Source organism: Paenibacillus xinjiangensis, from assembly GCF_059686975.1.
This window is the reverse complement of sequence record NZ_JCAALS010000039.1, coordinates 1-22,822: the sequence shown is the minus strand read 5'-3', so window position 1 is coordinate 22,822 and position 22,822 is coordinate 1. Positions and strand designations below refer to the sequence as shown.

General features: G+C 46.6%; 19 protein-coding genes and 1 pseudogene. 17 read left to right on the top strand and 3 right to left on the bottom strand.

Translation table 11 applies throughout. From position 1 onward, the window contains the following. The first annotated feature begins 12 nt into the window (after positions 1-12). The 4 genes from AC6ESP_RS27165 to AC6ESP_RS27150 all read left to right on the top strand — a co-directional run bounded on the left by AC6ESP_RS27165 (position 13) and on the right by AC6ESP_RS27150 (position 2,954). Positions 13-846, top strand: a complete 834-nt coding sequence (locus tag AC6ESP_RS27165) for an ABC transporter ATP-binding protein (protein WP_497099890.1) — start codon at positions 13-15, stop codon at positions 844-846. Then, positions 843-1,649 (top strand): nickel import ATP-binding protein NikE, encoded by an 807-nt coding sequence (nikE, locus tag AC6ESP_RS27160; RefSeq protein ID WP_497099888.1) that lies wholly within the window; start codon positions 843-845, stop codon positions 1,647-1,649. Before AC6ESP_RS27165 ends, nikE begins: the two co-directional genes overlap by 4 nt. Before the next feature lie 640 nt (positions 1,650-2,289). Next, positions 2,290-2,628 (top strand): hypothetical protein, encoded by a 339-nt coding sequence (locus AC6ESP_RS27155; protein ID WP_497099887.1) that lies wholly within the window; start codon positions 2,290-2,292, stop codon positions 2,626-2,628. Beyond that, positions 2,607-2,954, top strand: coding sequence for an amidohydrolase family protein (locus tag AC6ESP_RS27150; protein ID WP_497099886.1), 348 nt, complete (start codon positions 2,607-2,609; stop codon positions 2,952-2,954). The genes AC6ESP_RS27155 and AC6ESP_RS27150 overlap by 22 nt, the downstream gene beginning before the upstream one ends. Here the strand turns inward: AC6ESP_RS27150 and sspI are convergent. After that, positions 2,948-3,085, bottom strand: coding sequence for a small acid-soluble spore protein SspI (gene sspI / locus AC6ESP_RS27145; RefSeq protein ID WP_497099885.1), 138 nt, complete (start codon positions 3,083-3,085; stop codon positions 2,948-2,950). The genes AC6ESP_RS27150 and sspI overlap by 7 nt on opposite strands. Positions 3,086-3,460: 375 nt before the next feature. Here sspI and AC6ESP_RS27140 point away from each other — a divergent pair, with 375 nt between their 5' ends. Further along, positions 3,461-3,592 carry a hypothetical protein gene (locus tag AC6ESP_RS27140; RefSeq protein ID WP_497099884.1) on the top strand — a complete coding sequence of 44 codons (132 nt, stop codon included), beginning with the start codon at positions 3,461-3,463 and terminating at the stop codon, positions 3,590-3,592. On the opposite strand, the pseudogene AC6ESP_RS27135 reads toward AC6ESP_RS27140, so the two are convergent. After that, positions 3,585-3,683, bottom strand: a pseudogene (locus tag AC6ESP_RS27135) (IS5/IS1182 family transposase); the annotation flags it as partial. The gene AC6ESP_RS27140 and the pseudogene AC6ESP_RS27135 sit on opposite strands and share 8 nt — an antisense overlap. Positions 3,684-3,708: 25 nt before the next feature. Continuing rightward, entirely contained in the window at positions 3,709-4,881 is a 1,173-nt protein-coding gene (locus tag AC6ESP_RS27130) for a response regulator (RefSeq protein WP_497099883.1), read from the bottom strand. Positions 4,882-5,119: 238 nt separating this feature from the next. Between AC6ESP_RS27130 and AC6ESP_RS27125 the strand changes: the two genes are divergently transcribed. From AC6ESP_RS27125 to AC6ESP_RS27070, 12 genes are all read left to right on the top strand, one after another. After that, a complete protein-coding gene (locus AC6ESP_RS27125; protein WP_497099882.1) occupies positions 5,120-5,389 on the top strand; it encodes a YolD-like family protein in 270 nt (89 codons plus the stop codon). A 482-nt stretch (positions 5,390-5,871) separates the two neighbouring features. Continuing rightward, complete coding sequence (locus AC6ESP_RS27120; protein ID WP_497099880.1) at positions 5,872-10,311, top strand: S-layer homology domain-containing protein; 4,440 nt, start codon at positions 5,872-5,874, stop codon at positions 10,309-10,311. Between the two features lie 235 nt (positions 10,312-10,546). Next, positions 10,547-11,188 (top strand): hypothetical protein, encoded by a 642-nt coding sequence (locus AC6ESP_RS27115; RefSeq protein ID WP_497099878.1) that lies wholly within the window; start codon positions 10,547-10,549, stop codon positions 11,186-11,188. A 21-nt stretch (positions 11,189-11,209) separates the two neighbouring features. Continuing rightward, positions 11,210-12,349 (top strand): sensor histidine kinase, encoded by a 1,140-nt coding sequence (locus AC6ESP_RS27110; protein ID WP_497099877.1) that lies wholly within the window; start codon positions 11,210-11,212, stop codon positions 12,347-12,349. Continuing rightward, the gene (locus AC6ESP_RS27105) at positions 12,333-12,749 is read left to right on the top strand and encodes an ATP-binding protein (RefSeq protein ID WP_497099875.1); all 417 of its coding nucleotides are present in this window, start codon (positions 12,333-12,335) and stop codon (positions 12,747-12,749) included. Before AC6ESP_RS27110 ends, AC6ESP_RS27105 begins: the two co-directional genes overlap by 17 nt. Positions 12,750-12,755: 6 nt before the next feature. Beyond that, positions 12,756-13,628 carry a histidine kinase gene (locus AC6ESP_RS27100; protein WP_497099874.1) on the top strand — a complete coding sequence of 291 codons (873 nt, stop codon included), beginning with the start codon at positions 12,756-12,758 and terminating at the stop codon, positions 13,626-13,628. A gap of 145 nt (positions 13,629-13,773) precedes the next feature. Beyond that, positions 13,774-14,916: a glycoside hydrolase family 88 protein gene (locus AC6ESP_RS27095; RefSeq protein ID WP_497099873.1), complete on the top strand. Its 1,143-nt coding sequence runs from the start codon at positions 13,774-13,776 to the stop codon at positions 14,914-14,916. A 96-nt stretch (positions 14,917-15,012) separates the two neighbouring features. Then, positions 15,013-16,032, top strand: a complete 1,020-nt coding sequence (locus AC6ESP_RS27090; protein WP_497099872.1) for a hydroxyacid dehydrogenase — start codon at positions 15,013-15,015, stop codon at positions 16,030-16,032. A gap of 26 nt (positions 16,033-16,058) precedes the next feature. Next, complete coding sequence (locus AC6ESP_RS27085) at positions 16,059-17,318, top strand: helix-turn-helix transcriptional regulator (RefSeq protein WP_497099870.1); 1,260 nt, start codon at positions 16,059-16,061, stop codon at positions 17,316-17,318. Between the two features lie 198 nt (positions 17,319-17,516). Continuing rightward, the gene (locus AC6ESP_RS27080) at positions 17,517-18,101 is read left to right on the top strand and encodes a TetR/AcrR family transcriptional regulator (protein WP_497099869.1); all 585 of its coding nucleotides are present in this window, start codon (positions 17,517-17,519) and stop codon (positions 18,099-18,101) included. A 115-nt stretch (positions 18,102-18,216) separates the two neighbouring features. Further along, positions 18,217-20,313 (top strand): YhgE/Pip domain-containing protein, encoded by a 2,097-nt coding sequence (locus AC6ESP_RS27075; protein WP_497099868.1) that lies wholly within the window; start codon positions 18,217-18,219, stop codon positions 20,311-20,313. 172 nt (positions 20,314-20,485) lie between these two features. Next, positions 20,486-22,378: an LTA synthase family protein gene (locus tag AC6ESP_RS27070; RefSeq protein ID WP_497099867.1), complete on the top strand. Its 1,893-nt coding sequence runs from the start codon at positions 20,486-20,488 to the stop codon at positions 22,376-22,378. Positions 22,379-22,822 lie beyond the last annotated feature (444 nt).

Below are 22,822 nucleotides of genomic sequence, written 5' to 3'. Positions count from 1 at the left end.
ATGAATTGGAATATGGAACAGCAACAGAGCGGTCTACAGGTAGACCATTTACAGGTAATTGTGAAGACAGAGAATGGTGACGCCGTTCCTGTTGTCAAAGGGATTAGCTTTGAACTAACGCCAGGGCGTATCCTTGGCCTTGTTGGGGAAAGCGGAAGCGGCAAAACGATGACCTGCATGTCATTATTAGGATTACTTGATAGTAAAACAACATCGGTGAAAGGTAGCATCACGTTAGGTGGCAAGCAGCTGCTAGGGATGAAACCGAAGGAAATGCAGAGAATTAGGGGCAAAGAGATAGCCTTTATTATGCAAAATCCGATGAATGCCTTCACTCAGGTCTATACTGTCGGCAATCAGTTTGTTGAAACGATTCGTACACATCATCGCGAATTGTCCAAAAAACAAGCGATAGAGCTCGCCGTCTCCTCTCTCCATGATGTGAACTTGCCTAACCCGGTTCAGCTTATGCGTCAATATCCTTTTCAGTTAAGCGGAGGTATGCTTCAGCGTGTTATGATTGCCCTGGCACTATGCTTGCGTCCCTCTGTACTTATAGCCGATGAGCCTACTACTGCGCTTGATGTCCATAATCAGCTGCAGGTATTGGGCCTGCTGAACAAAATCCGTAAAGAACAAGGTACAGCTATTCTATTAATTTCTCATGATCTCGGAGTGATTGCTGAGTTGGCCGATGAAGTAGCGGTCATGCAGCATGGAATGATTATTGAGCATGCCGATGTGTTCGAATTATTTGATCATCCACAGCATTCGTATACACAACAACTGCTGCAAGCTAGGCCTATTTTGAACTTGGATGAACAGATGAAGGTGGAGAGAGAATGAGCTTACTGCAAGTACAGAACATAACGTACAGCTATGGGTCCCGTAATCTATTCAACTGGAAGGAAAAGCCGAAGCAGGTGTTGCATAACGTTTCGTTTACTATAGAAGAAGGAACCTGTATGGGGCTGCTAGGAACGAGTGGAGCAGGCAAGAGTACGCTTGGCAAAGTGATTCTTGGTTTGGAGCGGCCGCATAAGGGTCAGATTATTTTCCAAGGACATGACTTATATGCGATGGACCGTAATGAACGCAGACGTATGCGCCGAGATCTTCAAGTTGTGTTTCAGGATTGTTATTCATCTGTAAATCCCCGCATGACCGCAGAACAAATTATCGGAGAACCACTGGAAAATTATGAACGGAATACTCCTTCAGAGCATAGAAAAAGAATTGAGGAGTTGCTGGAGCAGGTTGGTCTCCAGCCGGATGATAGAGTCAAATATCCGGATGGATTCAGTGGAGGGCAATTGCAAAGGATTAATATCGCAAGAGCCATTGCGTTGAGGCCTAAGCTCATTGTTCTGGATGAGGCAGTAAGCAGCTTGGATATGGTCAACCAGACGCATATCCTACACTTATTGAACCAATTGAAAGCGGAATATGGGCTCTCCTATCTGTTTATTACGCATGACATTAAAGCCGCTTATTCTATCTCGGATACGTTAGGAATCATGGAACATGGAGAATGTGTCGAGCTCTTCGATAGTAAGGAACAGCTCTTTCAGTCCAACACACCGATCGTGAAGAGGATGCTTTCTTCTATCCTTTCGGAGCATCCCCGTTCGCGCGTGGCAACTACATGAATACCGAGGATACTCGGAGTCATAGTAGACAGAATTGTAGGACTATATTTTCAATAATTGATAAGCATCGCCCCTTCTATTCAAGGAAAGGGCGGTGCTTTTTGTGCGCTTGGCAGCGCAATCGATTAAGGAGTGAAAGTCTCCAGTACACCGCGAGGTGGCGGAAGTACATAGCTGACACATAGTGCGTAGTCCGTGAGGATAGGTGCGGAGGATGTGAAGGCAAATCCCGGAACAGGCGGCATAACCAGGTTGGCTAACGGAGCCGGATAACCCTGCAAAAGAAGGGAAAGTCCAATACCACCAGAGGCTCCGGAAGTTAAGAGGACTGGGTTCGGAGGAAAGTCGGTTGACGTGACCCAAGGAGATTTCATCGTTTCCGCACTAGGCGGTAACTGTACCCAAGATCGTGAGGATCAAGGAGAGGCTATGAACGGTGAGAAGTCAGACGTAGGGATAATAGTGAATAAATCTGCCAGAAAGGCCGCAAAGGCAGGTGAATTGGCACGAAGTTGCCAATGAGAGCACTGACTCAAATGCGGTGACTCGAGCGAAGCCCGAAACCGTGGAAGTAGAGAGATGGAGTGAGGCCATGTGCCAGACAGGAGCCGGCGAGCCAAGAAGCGCGTAGAACCGGGGAATGAACAAAAGGAGAAGCCGTCTGGGGCGAGTACCTGCAGAGAAATGGAGATTGCTGAAAGGCTACAAACCATGGAACTGCAAGGGAATGAGAACGAGCATGGAAGAACAAGGGAATAATAATCGCTCTCGTGAAGGAGTGAAGGAGCAAGCTGGACGTAAATGGTACAGCCTCATCGACAAGATATGGGCTAAACCAAACCTGGAGGAAGCCTTCAAGGAGGTTAAGCGAAACCGAGGCGCGGCAGGAATCGATCGAATGACCATCAAGGCATTGAAACAGCTCTCTATGCGGTGGAGAAAGGGCTGTCGGTGTGCGTGGGAGCGCCTAATATCGTAAGAGGAGGCTCGCATGATCATAATCTTCGTGCAATTGATGCAATCGCGAGCGGTGCGGCGAATATCATCTGCTCCGATTATCATTCTTCCTCGCTGCTGCGTTCTGTATTCAAGCTAGCGGATGATGGAATAGCTGCATTGCCCATGGCTGTGCGAATGGCTACCCTCAATCCTGCACAAGCGCTAGGCGCTGCAGAGGAGCTTGGGTCCATTGAGCCGGGCAAAGCGGCCGATCTAATCATTGTGGATCGTTATGAAGGGCATCCTCGGGTCACAAGGACACTGGTCAGCGGGAAATCATTCTACAGAGCAGATATTCGCTATTGAGCAGCAGGCTTGTAGCTTTGCAGCTGTGTATGAAGAGCTTCCACTAAGCTGGATTGCTCCTGCGCATTAATCTGCTTCCAGATCATTTCGAATAGAACGCCAAGACTTTCCCCGATTCTTTCCTCAAGCAAAAAACACATACTATCAAGACTTTTCTCAGCTTTTTCCCCAAGCATTTTCTCAATCTCTCACTCGATCCTAAGCTCAGTTCCCGATCATTCCCCTATTCTCCTGTTTTGAAGGAAACTAATTTTATTCGTTTTCGTATACAATTCATCCAGTTCTCTTCCAGTTTTTCACCTCTGATAGCTGACATGAGGGGAACCTTTGATATAGATAATAACCTCTGGACGACCTTAACGGTCCCTCAGATCAGCTCCTGCTCTCGTTTGGACGAGCTGTAGGATTTGAGCGGTTACACCGGGGCTTGATGGAAACGCGGAATCCCAAGGAACGGCTGACGTCGCGAGGGCACCGAGTATGCACTGGTAGAGGAAGACTGCCGCTTGACGTATTACTTTGAGAAAGCGGCGGCGAGCAGATTGCTGGGAGCGTTGAAGCCAGAGAACCTCAACCGGCGTACGGAACCTGAGCAGCAGATGATTAAGGGACTAGAACGTGTTTTCAAACCTAATTGAGCCAGACCATAATAGAAGCTAGCTTTAAAAAGGCTGGAAAGGTACTGGCTAATTTATCGTAACGAGTAGCCAATTGGCGGTTATGTTTGAGGTACCGCGCAGCGGACAATGGATGGTCACCCTGTTTCTGCCTTGTCGATGTCCTTCATCGTCACCCTCATTGCGTCAGGGGGCAATTTCATTCTTGCTTGTTCGAACCAGTTTACCAGCCTGGCAGGCAAGCCGATCCGCAGCTCATTTGAAAACAGTTGATCCATCTTATGGTAGTGCCTCTCCGCTTCTTTGTGCCGTCCGGTTGCCGTATAAAGCTTCATCAGCGCAAGTCCGTCTTCTTCGTTATACGGGTCCGCATCCTGAATCCGTTCGTACATCGCCAGCGCTTCCTTTCGCATCCCGGCTTTCTCATAGAATCGGGCTAAAGAACGGGCGTGCTGATACCATAGCTTTCGTAGTCTTTCGCGTTCGTTCTCCGCCCACCAATAACCGTGCTCCTGAAAATAGTCCCCTTCATAAAGTTCAAGCAACCGCCGCAGCTCGGAGTGACTATCGATCAAATTTCCTCCGCTCGCCTGCCGCAAACCATTTTCCCATTCATCCACGTCAATCCGAATACGGCTTGTGTCGAGCACGTAGCCTTCCTGAATAGTCAGATTGCGGATGGGGGCATCGATACCCATTTGCTTCAAGCACTGTCTAATGTGATAAATCGATGTATACAATTGACTCGTCGCCTGTTTCGCGTCAAGCTCCGGCCACAGCAGTTCCAGAAGTGTTTCCTTTGGGACAATATTGCCGCGATGGTGCAGTAGATAAGTGAACAGCTCCTGCGTTTTTGACGTCCGCCATTTCGGAATATCCGTAGACCCGCCGCTGCGCTGAAAACGGAGAGACCGAAAACAGAGAACGCGGGAAGGCGCCGTTGATGTGATATCCTCTTGTTTATGCAAACTTTTTTGCATCAGTCGCTTTATCGTTTGATCCAAACGAGCCTGATGCAACGGCTTAAGCAAATAATCGACCGCATTCAGATCGAACGCTCGGATAGCATATTCGTCATATGCCGTTACAAACACAATATCGACTCCCTGACAAGTCTTCCGTACCAACTCCGCCGCATCGATTCCCGATAGTTCCGGCAAGTGAATGTCGAAAAATATGACGTCCGGTTGAAGTTCCGGCATTCGCGCAATTGCTTCTCGCGCATTCTGAAACGAGCCGACCACTGAAATCCCGGAATATCCCGATAGCATTCGCCGAATTTGATTTAGCACCAACAGCTCGTCATCCACCAATATGATCCTCAAATATTCCACGCTCCATAATAATGTTTGCATTGTTTTTTCGGCTTGATTCGACTTGTTATAGCGATACTATCGGCATTTTGGCTATGGATGATTAGCGCCGGTGTTGGCATTAGAGATTTTGTATAGTTCCTTTTGTTATGATCATACCTGTTGAAAGGAAGTGGATTTTGTCGAATCCCCTCTTAACTTAACTTCATTGGAGAGAGAGTGTGTATAATCGAACATGACAAACGACCATGAATTTGCAAACATCATTAAAGAATCGCTATTGAATCAGCGTTTTATTCATATTCGTTTTTTTGACGGGATGAACAATCATGAACTGAGAGGACTGGCGACTATGACAGATCAGCAAACCCGAAGTGTGAAAATAATCCATACAGAAGGAGTGGATTGGATTTCGATGGACGATATACTTCACATCCGCTTTCAGTCAGACGAAACGAATGAACTGCGTGTGAAAGCAATCGAAGCTTGTAAAGATTTTGCATAGATCCTTATGTTATGATCCTATCTGTCGAAAAGAAGTGGGTTTTATCGAATTATGGGAGAGGTGCTTTGACTCCCTTTCGGACAGGAGTTGAGAGCGGAATAGATTAAGAACGGGCGGTTGTTTTACGGTGGTTGGAGATCATTTTTTTAATGGGAGAAAGTAGGATTTCGGGACGTGTTCCGGTTTAAGGCGACTGGGAAATACAACATCCGTAACACAGTTTCGACGTTATTCGGTCAAGTATGGCAACGGACATCAAAGAACTTTGCTGCCAAGGATTCTTAATCACTTAAGAGGAAAAGAAATGAAGCTACCAAGCTGAAAAAACTACGGACAGCATCCGCAGGAACGACTGCATCCCAAGGCAGTACCCCTGTAACGGTTGATTGGGATTTAAATATCAACTACAGCGGAAATGACGGCATTACGGATAAAAGCAATGCTTCAGTAGCATATTATCAAAATTTATATGGTTCGATGACATGTTGAACAATCAAAGAGAGGATGAGTACAAATTGAAAGAGAAGAAAATGAAAAAAAGAATACCTAATGCGCTGATGTGTTTCTTGTTGATGCTCCTCCCTGTGCTCCAGATGGCTGCAAGCGGGAGTTCAGCCTATGCGGCAACTGGAACGTGGACGGACATCACCGGTTCGGGAAGCTTTAACTCTCTCTATGGCGTAGCAGTAGACAACAGCAGCAATGTGTATGTGACGGATATTGGCAATAACACAATTAATAAACTGTCGAACGGCAGTGTGACGGACGTCACCTATTCGGAAAGCTTTGTAAGTCCCAATGGAGTTGCCGTGGACAGCAGCGGCAATGTGTATGTGGCGGATAATAACAATAGTAAAGTAAAAAAACTATCGAACGGAAGTACTAGTTGGACGGACATCACCGGTTCGGAAAGCTTTAGTGCTCCCTTTGGCATAGCCGTAGACAGCAGCGGCAATGTGTATGTGGCGGATAATGTAGCTAACACAATTAAAAAATGGTCGAACGGTATTTGGACGGACATTACCCATTCGGGAGGCTTTAACCGTCCCGGTGGCGCGGCCGTAGATAGTAGCGGCAATGTGTATGTGGTGGATGCTGCAAATCGCAAAGTAAAAAAACTATTGAATGGAAGTACTAGTTGGACGGACATCACCAGTTCGGAAAGCTTTAACAATTTACAAACCGTAGCCGTAGACAGCATCGGCAATGTGTATGTGACGGATATTGGCGATAAGAAAGTAAAAAAACTGCCGAACGGAAGTACTAGTTGGACGGACATCACCGGTTCGGGAAGCTTTGACTCTCCAGGAGGTATAGCCGTAGACAGCAACGACAATGTGTATGTGGCGGATGGCACTAAACTTAAAGAACTGATAAGTGCCGATCCAATACCGACTGGAATATTCGCATCCGCAGGAACTACCGCATCCCAAGGCAGTACTCCTGTACAGGTTGATGGGAATTTAACTATCGAATATACCGATAATGGCGGCATATTGCCGGGCGCTACGGTTGTCATTGACAATTTTAAAAGCGGAGATTCCTTGTCCGTCGATGAAACTGTGGCTCTGAGCAGCGGCATTACGGTAGATAATAGCAATGCTGCTAATGGGGTTATAATACTTAAAGGCAATGCTTCAGCAGCATATTATCAAAACTTATTAAGAACCGTGATGTATTCAACCACATCTACTGATAAAAGCGACAGAACCATCGCGTTCTCAATGGGTCCCGCGCTGTCTTACAGCGGGAACGGTCATTTCTATGAATATGTTCCCCAAGAAGCCATTGCTTGGAACACTGCAGTAGCGGCGTCTAGCAGCCAATCCTACTTTGGGCGGGAAGGTTACCTCGCAACCATAACAAGTCAAGGCGAAAATGATTTCATATGGAAAAAAACGAGCGGAGCTGGTTGGCTGGGCGCGCGAGATATTGGACGACCAAATCAAGAACCTATCACCACTCCGGGCGCTGGAGACTGGCGTTGGGTGACAGGCCCTGAAGGCTTGGAAAACAGCGGGAGCGGCTTGCCGTTCTGGAGCGGTTACCTACCGGGAAATTCAGTAGGCGCGTATGCAAACTGGGCTGTAAGTGCCTTCGGAAGTGAGCCTAACGACTCTGGTGGAGGTGAGTATGTCGCACATATTTTTAATACTGATGGCACGTGGAACGATTTTAACCCTGGCAACGCTGCTGTTCAAGGCTACGTCGTCGAATACGGCGGAATGCCGAATGACGACACCAGTATTCAAATTAGCACGACGAAGACAATTATTGTCGCTCCTGTAGTACTTGATCTCGGTACTCCTGTAAGATCGTCCACAACAAACTATCAGCTGCCAGATGCTGCGTTTGGGAGCACGGGTGTCGTTGACACAGACGGCGGGTACTTTACAGTGGCTGTAAATAATGGCTCAATTGCTGTTGGAACGCTTCCAAGCGGTATTACCGAGTTGACTAATGGCATAACAATTAGCGGCATTGTTACTGACCAATCTATACCTACAAATAGAGTGTTCAATTTTTCAAGTACTAATACTTATGAAGAAATTCAGGCTGTCATTCGAAATATGACATTTACACAAGCTGCAGGGCAAACCCAAAGTGTCACAGTCAATGTAACGCCGGGGGCGCCATTGTCCGATGGAAAAACATCTGTGCGTACCTACAATGGACGTCATTTTGCATATGTGCAAAGGCTGGATACCATGACTTTTAAAGATGCTGTAACTATTGCAACGAGCAATAACGGACATCTTGTAGAGCCAGCACCAGCTGAACCTGAAGAAATGCTTACGATTGCCAGTATGTTTAAAGAATTTAAGAGTGCCTGGACGGGGAACTGGAACTTTATAAGCTTTATTGGCGCCTCTAAAACTTACGCACCTAATTGGGATACTTCTATTGGTGAAACGACAAGGTATGTATCAACGGGTTGGCAAACAGGTCTTGAAACCTCGAATGAGATTGTACCTAATGGATCCTACGACCATATTACACTTGTGCTAGATACAAATAATACTAAAATAGGTTACTTACCCGTACTTAATGTACACGGTTCTGGCGAATTTAAAGATCCAGGAGTTATTGTTGAGTATAATTCCGGTGTCATTAACATCATCACTGCCACAAAAGATGTTACTTACGGGTATGGTGTTCCGTTGGTTAATATAACCGGCGTGATGATGTATGAGAATGGAACCTATCCTACACAAGCAACAATCACTGTGGCTGGCGTTACAGGCAGTGTCAATCAATATACCGGCAAATATACTGTTAACGATGTACCGGTAGGGCTGTATCCGGCAAGTATTACGATTACGAACCCTGACAACGCAGCACTTAACGCAACATTTACGGCTACTGCTACCGTAGATAACGCAGGCAACGTCACATTTGGACCATTTACGCCAAATGCCGAAGCACCTGCGGGAATGAGCGTTACAAGCGACAAGGGAAACATTATTATTCATCCTTCTACCGCTGTAACACAGGTAGTCAATGAAATGGTGACTGCTATCAATACGAATACTTTAGATGATTTAAAAGAAGCACATAAAAAATTTACGGATCTCACACCGGAAGAACAATTGCAAATAAGCAGGAAAACGGTAGAGGATGTATCGAATGCGATATTGAATTTGCTGCCTTCATTAAATATTAACAGTATCGTAAGCGGCAGTGTTGCAAATCCCGCTGTTACAAGAAATCAATTGGATGCTCAAAAGGGTATGCTGCTTACGTCTGATGAAATTGCTCAGGCTCAGGCATTGAATGGCCAATCCTTGAATGTCACTCTTAATCTGAATGCAACGGATGTGTCTACTAGCGCAACCCAAAGTGTATATGACGACAAAGGCTTGATATCAACCCTCATTGACCCAAGTACGGCTAACATTGGCTTTGTGTATGATATTAACATTACCAAAAAAGTAGATGTACTAAACAACAGTGGTGCAGTGAGTACTGCCGGCACTCCACAGCTTGTTCATGTAGTACCGCAGCCAATTAGTATTACACTGAACATTCCGACAAACCTGTTGGGTTATAAATATTTCGCAATTGCGAGAGTTCATAATGGCATTGCGGAATTCATACCAAGCTCTGTCAATGGAACAACCGTAACGTTCTCCTCGACCAAGTTTTCGACTTATGCTTTGGTTTACTCCAACCAAATGATATTTGTGGATAACTTGCCGGGCACAGGACCTTCACTGCCATCTGACAATGGTAATGGCGGAGGCCTCATCGATTCCACCGATGACGCAGGCGGAGAAGATACGGGAGTATTTAAGTTGCTCAATACTATTGAACATTTAGCATATTTAAATGGGTATGAGGATGGAACCTTTAGGTCGGATGCCTCAATAACCCGTGCTGAAGTAGCTCAGATGTTCTATAATCTTCTAAATAATCAAGATGTAAATACTTCAGGAATGCACTTTGGTGATGTACCTGAAAATGCTTGGTATGCAAAAGCGGTGAAGACCTTAGCAAACCTCGGTATTATTAACGGTTATGAAGATGGCACCTTCGCACCTAATAAGGCCATCACTCGTGCAGAGTTTACAAGCATAGCAGTAAGATTTTCGAATAATGCTGCAGGCAATAAGAGCTTTACAGATGTATCCAACACCCATTGGGCGTATTCCAGCATAGCAACTTCAGCGGAATATGGATGGGTAAATGGCTATCCGAACGGCAACTTTGAACCGAATAAAACCATCACACGCGCTGAGTCTGCTACGATTGTAAACAGAATGCTCAATCGTCAGGCTGACAAGAAAGTCATCGATGCGTCTACCAGCATCAAAGTTTTCAAAGACCTTTCAAGTGGCTACTGGGCATACTATGATATCATGGAAGCAACCAATGCCCATCAATACGAAAAATTAAACGGTATGGAAATTTGGGTACCGTAACTAAACGCCATTGATAAGTAAGCTCAAAAAAAGAAAGCCCGCCAATGTATGTTGGCGGGCTTTCTTTACATTACAGAATTTATAACTCAACTCTCGGTGCGACCAATCCCAGATTGTGAAGTTTAGCAGGTGGAAATCCTGCTTGGAAAGGCTAAAGCCAAGCTGCCAATAGCGAGTCTTGGACGGTTGGGTGCGGTAGAAGGAACTCACGCCACTTTTGTCGAATTATGAACGTATGATGACTAAAAGAAAAATATTTCTCGTCACAAGCTTGTTCCTTCTTATCTTGGTCACGATTCGAATCATTTGGATCATAATGTTCAAGCCGCCGGATTCTGCCCACGCCGTACACGGTGAAGTCGATTTGCGGGGGTGGGACTTGACAACGACGCGTACCCTTAAATTGGATGGAGAGTGGGAATTTTATCCCCATACTTTCCTCATGTCAAGTGCGGACGATATGCGTTCTTCCGCTAGGGAGCAGGAGTTTATTCAAGTGCCCGGAAATTGGAGCGCTTCACTATCTTCGCACACAAATTCGCCGTATGGCTACGGGACGTATCGGCTGCGCGTCATGGTTGATCCGCGCAAAGAGCAAACGTATAGCATCCGCATGCCGATTATAATGTCGGCTTCCGATCTGTACGTGAACGGCCGGCTGTTGGCAAAATCGGGACAACCGGAACAGAGCGCCGATCGATACACGGCTCGAATCGTACCGTATTCCGCTTCATTTACGGTGGACGGAGATGAAATTGATATTGTCATTCATGTCGCGAACTTTGATGATAGCCATTTTGGCGGCATTTTTGAACCGGTCGCATTCGGAACCGAGCGCGCCGTAAATCATGAAACGTGGTTCTCGATCGGCTTGTAGTTGATGTTATGCGTGATTCTTATGAGCCACGCGTTATATGCTTTCATTTTATATTTAATCCGAGCTCGCCAACCGGGAATAATCACCTTCGCCATACTGATGGTTATGTGGGTGATAACGGTTTTGGTTTCCGACGATATGATGCTGTTGGTGTGGACGCCGATCAACTACGAATGGGCGGTCAAAATTTTCTACTTCTCCTATCTGGGTATTTCCGTATTTCTCCTTGAATTTTACAAACGTTTACTGCCCGAATATTCGACTGTTAGAGTGTTTCGCTGGTACACATTCCTTAGTGCGATATTTGCACTATACATATTGCTTGCGCCCGCGAAATATCTGTGGCTCTTGGACAATGTGCATACGATTTTCATTTTAGTCCCTTATGTGGTCGTTCCAGTGATTTCTTTTCGCACCGCGATGAAAGGAGACACGGATGCCATATTTCTATTGCTTGGCAATGCAGCGCTTATGAACAACTTCATTTGGGCCATCCCAAAAGAGATGGGTTTGGTCGATATGGGTTTCTACCCCATCGATATAATCGCTAACTTTTTCGCTTTTGTATGTTATTGGTTTAAGCGCTATATCCGTACGTTTGCCCAAAAGGAAAAGCTGACTGAAGAGTTGCAGAGAGCCGACATGCTGAAGGATGATTTTCTGGCGAACACATCCCATGAATTGCGAAATCCGCTGCACGGGATGATGAATATCGCACAAACCGTCCTCGACAGCGAAAAACATTCGTTGAGCGATAAGAACGCCAAAAATTTGGAGTTAATGATTACTGTCGGTCGACGCATGTCGTTTTTGTTAAACGACTTGCTTGATTTGACGCGTCTCAAGGAAGGCATTGTCCGTCTGCACGCGACAAGCGTTCAGTTACAAGCGGTCGCCTCCGGCGTATTCGACATGCTTCGCTTCATGACCGATGGCAAGCCGATTCGGCTCGTCAATGCGATTCCAGACACGTTCCCGCGTGTGATGGCCGACGAAAACCGTCTCGTTCAAATTTTGTTTAATCTGGTTCACAACGCGATCAAATTTACCAACGAAGGAACTGTCGTCATCCGGGCGGTCGCGAAGGACGGGAAGGCGTACATAAGCGTTGCGGATACTGGGCGGCGGCATGGACGCGGAGACGTTGCAAAGAATCTTTAAACCCTACGAGCAAGGCGACTCCGGAATGACGGCGGCTCCCAGCGGCGGCATCGGACTGGGCCTTAGTATTTGCAAGCAGTTGGTGGAGCTGCACGGAGAAGCGTTGGAGGTCAGCACTGCCCCCAGTGATGGCGCGGTATTCACGTTTGCTTTGGCGCTGTCCGATTCGTCGTCCGTTCAACCGGAATTGGAAGTTGCATCAGCTCTGTTGCCCGCTTATATGGAAACAGGCGTTGCCAGCTCGGACGTTCAATACGGTGCAGATGCGGATACGCCAAGTTCCGGCTCTACGGATAGACCGGTTGTATTGGCTGTGGACGACGATCCGCTTAACTTGAAAATATTGGAGGACATTTTAACTGCGAAATATTTCAATATCGTTGCGGTTACGAGCGGCTAAGAAGCATTGTCCCAACTGAAAAAAAGAGAGTGGGATCTGGTTATTGCCGACGTCATGATGCCTCATATGTCGGGGTATGAGTTAACGCGCGCGATCCGTGAGCGCTATTCGAGCTCGGAGCTGCCCATTCTGCTTCTGACCGCGCGCAACAAAACTGAAGATATTGCCGCAGGATTTTTGGCGGGCGCCAACGATTACGTTGTAAAACCTGCGGATGCAATGGAGTTGATGGCTCGGGTGAGGGCATTAACTGATGTGCAGCGTTCCGTGCGTGAACGGTTGCGTATGGAAGCGGCATGGCTACAGGCGCAAATACAGCCGCACTTTTTGTTCAATGCGCTCAATGCGATAGCGGCGCTAAGCGACATCAATCTGAACAGAATGCGCCTTTTGCTCGATGAATTCGGCAATTATTTGCGAGCAAGCTTCAAATTCCAAAATTCCGAACGGGTTGTTTCGCTTGATCAGGAGCTTGCTCTCGTCCGTTCATATTTGAATATCGAGAAAGAACGTTTCGGTGGCAATCTGGATATTGTGTGGGAAGTCGGGGTGAGCATGAAGCTACAGCTTCCCCCTCTCTCGATTCAGCCGCTCGTGGAAAACGCAGTACGGCACGGTATATCGAGGCGTTCGTCGGGAGGAAAGATCCTTATTCAAATCACTGAATATGAAGACCGCGCAGAAGTGGTCATTGCCGATAACGGCGTAGGGATGGATGAAACAATGCGGCAACAAGTACTTGACAGACGTTCGGACAGCAGGCAGGGAGTCGGTCTGATCAATGTCGATCGACGGTTGAAACAAATGTATGGGAATGGATTGCAAATTCATAGTTATCCGGATCAAGGTACGACCGTTTCCTTTGTCGTGCCGAAGTGATTGGTTAAGTTCTCGTCAATTAAATCCCCTTAGGTTCAATATCTGATTATTGCCTTCATACCTGATTTTTGGTGCTTGTTGATGCTTATGGGAGCACTTATATTGGACATAGAGATCGATAACCATAGAATGCGGGGGATATGAATTGGCATATCAATTGATCACAGAGAATCAGGCGTGGTTGGATGAAGTATGGGTCAAAGTACAAGAGAAGATGTCTGCACAATGTGATCGAGTCGGAGATCGGATTCCTTATATACCTGTCAATGGGAAGTATCAGGAGGATAAGGCTGAGACGGATATTTACTGGTGGACGAATGGCTTCTGGCCGGGCATGCTGTGGCAGATGTATGCTGCGACGCAAGATGAAAAGTATCTGGTCGCGGCTGAGGGAGTGGAGCTTAAGCTGGATAAGGCACTTGAAGGCTATGAGGGCTTGCATCATGATGTCGGATTTATGTGGCTTCATACTTCCGTTGCCAACTATCGGATTACAGGTAATGAGAAGGCAAAGACTAGAGGCTTGCATGCAGCTAACCTGCTGGCTGGAAGGTATAATCCTCGCGGGAAGTTCATTCGTGCTTGGAATGATGATTGTACAGGCTGGATGATTGTGGACTGTATGATGAACATTCCGCTGCTGTACTGGGCTAGTCTTGAAACGAACGATCCGAGGTTCAGCTATATCGCTAAGGATCATGCCGATACAACCTCGAAGCATACGGTGCGACCGGATGGCTCCTGCAATCATATCGTTATTCTCGATCCTGAGAATGGAGATTTCGTAGAAGCAGCAGGAGGCCAAGGCTATGGATCGGGCTCGTCGTGGTCAAGAGGTCAGGCTTGGGCATTGTATGGCTTTGCTCTTAGCTACCGACATGCGAAAGACGACAGTTACTTGAATACGGCCAAAAAAGTCGCACACTATTTCATCTCCAATGTATCGACAACGGATTTTGTTCCTGTGGTCGATTTCCGTTCACCTGCTGAACCTATACTGTGGGATACGACTGCCGGTACTACGGCTGCATGCGGCTTGCTGGAAATTGCGGAAGCGGTGGATGACTCGGTGAAGTCTCTATATGTGAATGCAGCGATCAACATTCTTAAGGCAACAGACAGAAGGTTCTGCAATTGGAATGTGGACGAGGATTCCATCGTGGCGAATGGAACAGCAGCATATCATGGGAAAACAAACGGAGATGATGGTGTTCCAATTATATATGGAGACTACTTTTTCATCGAGGCTATATTGCGATTACGTGAGAATGGGATCCATATCTGGTAGAGTGTAATTATCCTGATGAGTATACGAATACGGTTCCGATGTCTATGTATCCGGATCAAGCAACGGAAGCAATACCATTAAGATTGGAGGGCCAGAATGAAAGGAATATTTCTATCAGACAAATCGAGCCCTGCATTCGACACGAACAAATTTTATGAAATATTTAGTGAATATACGATAGAGAGATTATCAGAAATTATTGCGATCAGTCCCTTCATCGTGGATAGAGGTCATCTGGAGGAGCATGCTGAACAGCTTAGCCAGACGGAGGTAATCTTCTCTACCTGGGGAATTGGATATTTATCCGAACAGGAGATCAGACGGTATTTTCCAAATTTGAAGGCTGTTTTCTACGCTGCGGGGACGGTTAAGTTTTTCGCCGAACCTTTCTTCAACTGTGGTATTCGGGTGTTCAGCTCTCAGGCGGCAAATGCAGTCCCGGTGGCAGAGTTTACTTTTGCTCATATATTGCTCGCTAATAAAGGAATTATGCCAGCCAATAGGATCTTTAAGAAGCAGGGACATGAACACGCGAGAAGCTATGCTGAGAATTTCGAAGGTAATTTCCATAGTCGGGTTGGCCTATTAGGTGCTGGACGAATTGGGAAGAAGGTTATTGAATTATTAAAGCCCTTCAGTCTAGATGTTCTCGTATTTGATCCGTATTTATCGTTCGATGAAGCCGCACGTCTAGGCGTTACGAAGACGTCTTTGGATATGATTTTTAGCACCTGTCATGTGATCTCCAATCATCTCGCGAATAATGACCACACTAGAGGGATTATTCATGATGATCTTCTCTGCCAGATGAGTGATTATACAACGATTATTAATACGGCAGCGGGCGAACAGATTAACACGAATGATCTCATTAAGCTGCTGCAAGAGAATAACACGATTACGGCTATTCTGGATGTGACCGATCCTGAACCGCTGCCTATGGGACATCCTTTGTTCTCCATGGATAATGTATGTTTAACACCGCGAATTTCGGGAAGTGTCAGTAACGAAGTGGCGCGGATGGGCGAATATATGTTAGAGGAATGCCTTGCATATGTGACTGGAAAGCCGTTGAAATATGAAATTACACCGGACATGCTCAGCACCTTGGGTTAGTGCTGCTTAGGAGGAGGACGGTCGCGATGTTTTTTCATCAATTCAAACGACTGCAGGGCGACAGCAATGGCAGCTATGCGGCCCATACGACTGCTAAGGCAGTGCAGGATACGGCCAAAAAGCATATGCTATTCAAGCTGCTTCATAATGAGCTGTCCTCATTAGATAAAGTGGAAGATATTTTCGCCTTGTATGAGGTTCCATTCGTGAATGAGCAGTTCGTGGCCGTCATCATACGATTCGATCATTTCAAGCGTTTCGAGAGGGAATACAAGTCCGAAGACATCTATTCATTCAAGTATGCGATAACGAACATTGCTCTGGAGCTGCTGAGAAGGGATTTTGCATGCGAAGGACTGGAGAATGGTCTCGACCATGTGACCTTAATGATTAACGGCGAGCTGATTACCGATAGTCAGCTGCAGTTGTTGCATGACAGAGTAGCAGAGACCATTGTCACTATCGATAGGTATTTGAACATAAAAGCAACGGCAGGTATCGGTACGGTAGAATGCTTGGTGCCTGGCTTAAGCTATCATCATGCGCTGACGGCCAGCGATTATCGAGCGGTTATGGGGCAGCAATCGGTCATTTCCTATGTGGATATAGAGAGTCAAGATAAGAGAATGTATGACTATCCTTATGAATTAGAGTCCTTGCTCCTCTTAGCCATTAGACAGAATCATTCGGAGAACGCAAGCTTGTACTTAGAGCAGTTCATAGAGGCTATTAAATGGGGCAGCTTACAGGATACTCATTTATATTTGCTGCAGCTAGGCGCATCCTTGAGCAGGCTGGCTAAGTCACTGCATAGCACTGTCATGCTGGGGGATTATAATGTTAGAAGCTTCAACAATGATCTGCTGAATCTAGATACGTTAGATCAGAAGAAAGAGCTCATCTCAAGTGGGCTTATTAAGCAGATGGTAGCGAAGGAGCATCATGATCAGCAGAAGAAGGAAGAGCTTCTGGCGGCGGCCATTAACTTCATTAAAGCGAATTATGGCAATAGCGAGCTGACGATCGACATGGTGGCGGAGCATATTCAATATTCGGCAAGCTATATGAGGAGGCTGTTTAAAGAAGTTCACAATAGCTCGCCTACCGAATTTCTGTTTAACTACCGCCTAGAGGTTGCTAAGAAGCTGTTAGAGGATACTGAGGACACAGCCAAAGTCATTGCAGAAAAGGTTGGGTATCTGAATACGAAATATTTCTATAGCATCTTTAAGAAAAATGTCGGTCTGACGACTTATGAGTACCGAGAACCGTACAGAAAAGCTTGAATCGGAATAATTTGCTTGAAACTTTAGGATGATAATGGATGAACCATGTACCGTTCGAATAGGAACGGTATTTTTCTTTTGGCTAGAATGTATTGCAAGACGAGGAGCATTTATGATACAGTATTGATTGACTGGTTGACCGAAAATGATTTTTAGTCATTAATGCGGTATGTAATAGGAAAGGGGGTCATCACATACATGTCTATTGATCGGAAGGCATTGATCCTGAGAGCGGCAGCACAATCCTTCGTCCAGTTCGGCTATAAAGCAACAACGATGGATCTGGTATCGAAGATTGCCAATGTAGGCAAGGGGACGATCTATACGTTCTTCAGTACGAAGGAAGAGCTGTTCGATGAAATATTGGCTCAAGCGTTTGACGAGCTGACTATTGTTATGAAAGAAGCGATTAGACCGAATGATTCGTTGATGCAAAATTTATTACGTTTGCTCGACTCTATGTTAGAATTCCGTTCTGATCATGATTTATTCGTCAAGCTCACGCAAGAGGTTAGAGATATTGGAACACATCAAGCACTTCAAGGCATTCGTCTGATGGAGAAGTTCTCAATTGCCTTCCTGAAGCAGCAGATGGATGATGCAATCGAGAAAGGTGAAATGAAGCGTTGCGATACCGACATTGCTGCCTATATGATTCTACGTCTATATTTGGCTATTACGACGGACTGGGATAATACGCATGAGAAACCCTTAACCAAAGAGCAGATTAAAGAGCATTTGACCTTGTTCGTAGTGGACGGTATATTGCAAGACAAAGGTTGAATAGGTTGTTCTAGCTTCCTCTGCTGGTTTGGAGGAATTTTTTTTAGTCAATAAATGACCGAAATACTGAAATGGTCAATTATTCATAACTGAATAGATGGAGGGTGTGTGACGATTGAATGCATTTCGCGTTTTTTTGAAGGATATGAAAATACTCGTAAGCAAGCCGATGCTACTGCTCACCTTCTTAGGTGTAGCTGCGCTGCCTATGCTCTACAGCGGCTTCCTTGTGGAGGGGTCATGGGACCCTTACGGCAATACGAGCAAGCTTCCTGTTGCGGTTGTTAATCTAGACCAAGGAGCAGACTATGAGGGTGAGAGCATGGATGTCGGCAAAGACTTTGTCGATGAGCTGAAGACTAACGATGATTTCAAATGGATATTCGTCGATCAAGATGAAGCCGAGGATGGTATGTCGCATAATCGCTATTATATGACAATCACGATTCCATCTGACTTTTCTGAGAATGCAACGACGCTAACACAGGAGCATCCGGTGCAAGCCGAAATTATATTCGAGCCGAACAGCCATTATAACTTCGTAGCAGGACAGATCGGCAACAGCGCGATGAAGGAGCTGAAGTCGAAGCTCTCCTCGCAGATTACGGAAGCTTATACACGCAGCATGTTCGAGCAGGTTGATACCATATCCGAAGGATTGGGAGAAGCGGGCGATGGCGCGAACGAGCTGAAGGATGGAGCAGGCAAGCTGACAGATGGTCTGACTACCTTGAAGACTAACTTGAATAAGCTGGCAAGCGGCACGACTGAGCTTCAGAGTGGGCTTAAGCTGCTCTACAACGGTGCTGGCAGTCTGCAAGAGGGCACAAGCGCACTCACCGAAGGAACAACGGATCTGGCAAGCGGTCTGGATCAGCTGGCAGCAGCAGAGAAGCAGCTGCAAGAGGGAGCTGTACAGACGCAAGCAGGCGCTTCTTCGCTGGAGGAAGGTTTGAAATCATCACAAGCCGGCAGCAGCAAGCTGAAGGATGGTCTGACAACCTCCGAGGCAGCCAGCGCTCAGGTTGCAGATGGTGCGGATCAGGTAGCCAAAGGGCTGGAGCAGCTGATTGAGGCGACGCCTGAGCTTCAAGAGAATGAGCAGCTTAAGCAATTGCTTGCCGCAAGCCAGAAGGTTGCGGCAGGCAGTGAACAGCTTCACCAAGGTCAGCAGCAGCTGCTGGCTGGCAGCAAGGAGCTGGATGAGGGCCAGCAGCAGCTGGTTGATGGTGCTGCGCAGCTGAAGCAAGGCGGAGCGCAGCTTGTTACTGGGATGAATACGTTCGGAGAGAAGCTCGATGAAGCATCGGCAGGCGGAAGCAAGCTTGCTGAGGGAGCAACAGCGCTTAATCAAGGTGCTGCGCAGCTGGCAGAGGGGCTTGTTAAGCTTGGCAGCGGAGTTGATGGATTAGCCGACGGCTCCAAGAAGCTGGATGATGGTGCTGGCGAATTGAAGGATGGCTCGGAGAAGCTAGTTGATGGCAGCGGTGAGCTTGCTGATAAGCTGAATGATGCGGCCACCGAAACCTCCGAGGTGAAATCGGGCGATGATACGGTTAACATGTTCGCTGAGCCCGTTAAGCTGGTTGAGAAGACGGATTATAAGCTTTCTCACTATGGTCTGGGCATTGCACCTTATTTCTTATCGCTAGCTTTGTTCATGGGGGCACTCGTATTCACGACGGTATTCTCGCTACGTGAATCGAATGTACCTGGCGCTTCGGCGATGGGAAGATTCGCAAGCCGTACGCTAACGTTCGTGACAGTAAGTATTGTGCAGTCTATCCTTGCAGATGTTGTGCTGCTGTACGTGCTTAAGATTGAAGTGCAAAGTGTTCCACTTTTCTTCGTATTCACACTAATGGCTAGCTTGGCATTCACGATGATCGTTCAAGCGCTTGTCACTTGGCTTGATAATCCGGGACGCTTCGCGGCGATCGTGCTTATGATATTCCAGCTGACTTCCAGTGCGGGGACGTTCCCGCTGGAGCTGCTGCCGAGCTGGATGCAGGCGATTAATCCTTGGCTTCCAATGACACATAGTATTGTAGGCTTAAAAGCGATTATCGCAAGCGGAGATTTTGCGCTTATGCGGGAGCAAATGCTCTATCTTGCCATCTATGCTGTTGTCTTCCTGGCACTCACCTTCCTGTATTTCGCACGGCAAGGCTTGAAGGAGAAAAAAGCGCGCTTGGCAGAAGTGACAGTATAATGACAAAGGAATACCAGGGAAGCAATTGGTATGGTGAAAATTGTCTATCTGGCTTTATAAAGCTAATCAAATGAGTTAGTATTAGTAATAGTAGATTAAGAGAAAGTAAAGGAGCCGTCACTCGTTGATGGCTTCTTTCTTTGTTCAGGTAAGTTCACGGGGGAGTGAAGCTATGAATTTCTATGATAATGGATATAGGCGATCGCTTATTATTCCTGTATTTGTGTTGCTGTTCATCAAATCTATCGTATTTCGTCTCTTTCTATTCAGCCAAGTGTCTATCACAGGTCTGTTAACAGATGCTGCGATTTTACTCAGTATTCTGCTGCTATTCGAATTGATTATCCCTTCAAGATGGAGAGGGGCAGGCTATTGGATGGTGAATCTGCTCGTATCTCTGCTGCTTTTTGCAGCGACAGTCTATTACAGCTATTATGGCTCGGTTCCGACCTATACCGCGCTTAAAGCGCTTGATCAAGTCTCTCAAATTGGCAGCAGTATTCAATCCCTGGTAAAAGGCATTTATTTCGTGTATTTTATTGATGTTGCCGCGATTGCCCTTCTATTTATTATTAATAGAGTAAGAGGGGTTCGTATTCCAGGCCGCAGCCGTATTGGGCGTGTGAGCATTGTGCTTGGCTTGGCTATTATTTGTCTGGCGCTCTCTGGCGGCTCGTTGTATAAGGCAGCGGCTATAGAGAATGAACATGCCCAAGTTGAAAGTCTTGGTTTCCTTGGATATCAAGCAGCTGCTGTGTGGAAGGCAGGGAACAGCACGCTTGCTGCGCAGACCGGAAGCTTGGAAGAAACGACAGCTGCTGTAAGAGAGCTTCAGGCTTCATATCCTTATCGGGATGCGGCGTCAGGAGATACTATGCCTGTAGGCTTCGGGGCAGCTGAAGGGAAGAATGTAATCGTCGTCCAGCTGGAGGCGTTCCAGAACTTCCCGGTTAACCTGTCCGTTGGAGGGGTCGAGCTGACTCCTGTGTTGAACAAGCTTACTGACGAGAGCTATTATTTCCCGCATGTGTATCAGCAGATTGGACAAGGCAATACATCGGATGCCGAATTCATGTCCAACACATCGATCTATCCGGTTGGAGACATCGCAATGTCGACAGGCTTCGGTGATCGCGAGCTTCCAGGCTTACCGCGCTTACTGCAGAGCCGGGGTTATGAAGCGAGCACTTATCATGTGAATGATGTATCGTTCTGGGATCGGAATAAGCTGTATCCAGCACTTAATTTCGATCACTATTACGATAAGCCAAGCTTCGAGAATGATTACTTCAATGATTTTGGACCTTCCGATGAAGAGCTGTACAAGGTCGGGATGGATAATCTTAAGCAATTAAATGCGGAAGGTACACCATTCTATGCCCAGTTCGTAGCGGTGTCCAGCCATTTCCCATTCAAGGTGCCTGCTGATCGCAATACACTTGTGCTGCCAGAATCGCTTGATGGAACCCATTTGGGTGATTATTTGATGGCTGTCCATTATGCCGATTATGCACTCGGAACGCTCATAGATCAGTTGAAGGACAGCGGTATGTGGGAGGACACGATGCTTGTTGTCTACGGCGATCATTTCGGGCTGCAGCCGGATAAGGCTGATGCCGCTATGATTAGCTCCGAGCTTGGCATTAAGTATGATGCCCGCCTTAGCCGCTTCAATATTCCTTTTGTCGTTCATGCTCCAGGTCAGTCGGAAGGCAGTACGGTTAAGCAGCCTGGTGGCCAGCTTGATATGATGCCGACAATGGCTAATCTGCTTGGGATAAAGCCGGAGGATGAGGGCGTCGTTGCTTTCGGGCAGGACCTTCTTAATGTGAAACAGAACGTGTTCGGCATGCGTTATTATTTGCCGACAGGCTCTTTCTTCAACAACGATATCTTATTCGTTCCTGGGAAAGGCTTCGATGATGGGACGGCTGTATCTCTAGATACGATGGAGCCAGTCGCCGATATCGAGCAGTACCGTAGTGATTACGAATACATTACACAGCTGATGAAGCTGTCCGATGAGTATGTTCGGCTGCTGCCGAAGCGCGGACTTGCTTCCTAGCTGTGAGTAATAGTGGAGAAATGTGGATGGGGTGGGTAGAGAAGAGACTTTCGCTAATAGCGAAGGTCTTTTCAGAGTGTCGAGAAAGTCCAAGGGACTTTTCGGCACTTTTTTTATTTGGTGGTTTAGTGCCGTCCCCACTGATTTGATTGCACTACATACAATGTAGCTCCAGCGCGCACAATTACATAGTCAATCTCGCTTGATGCAGACTGTATTTCATACAACCTTATGGCGGTATAGCAACAATAGCTTGCTATACACTGTACTCACTACAATTCAGTTTCCTGAAATTTACTTTTATGAGCCAAAACAACGGATTTGGTTGTATGTATGGACCTCTGTCAAGAAAGTGGACAACATCAATCATTTAGCTTCCCCTTTTGTAATACATGGACTCAAACTGAACAGGCGATACGTACCCTAAAGTTCCGTGAATTCGCT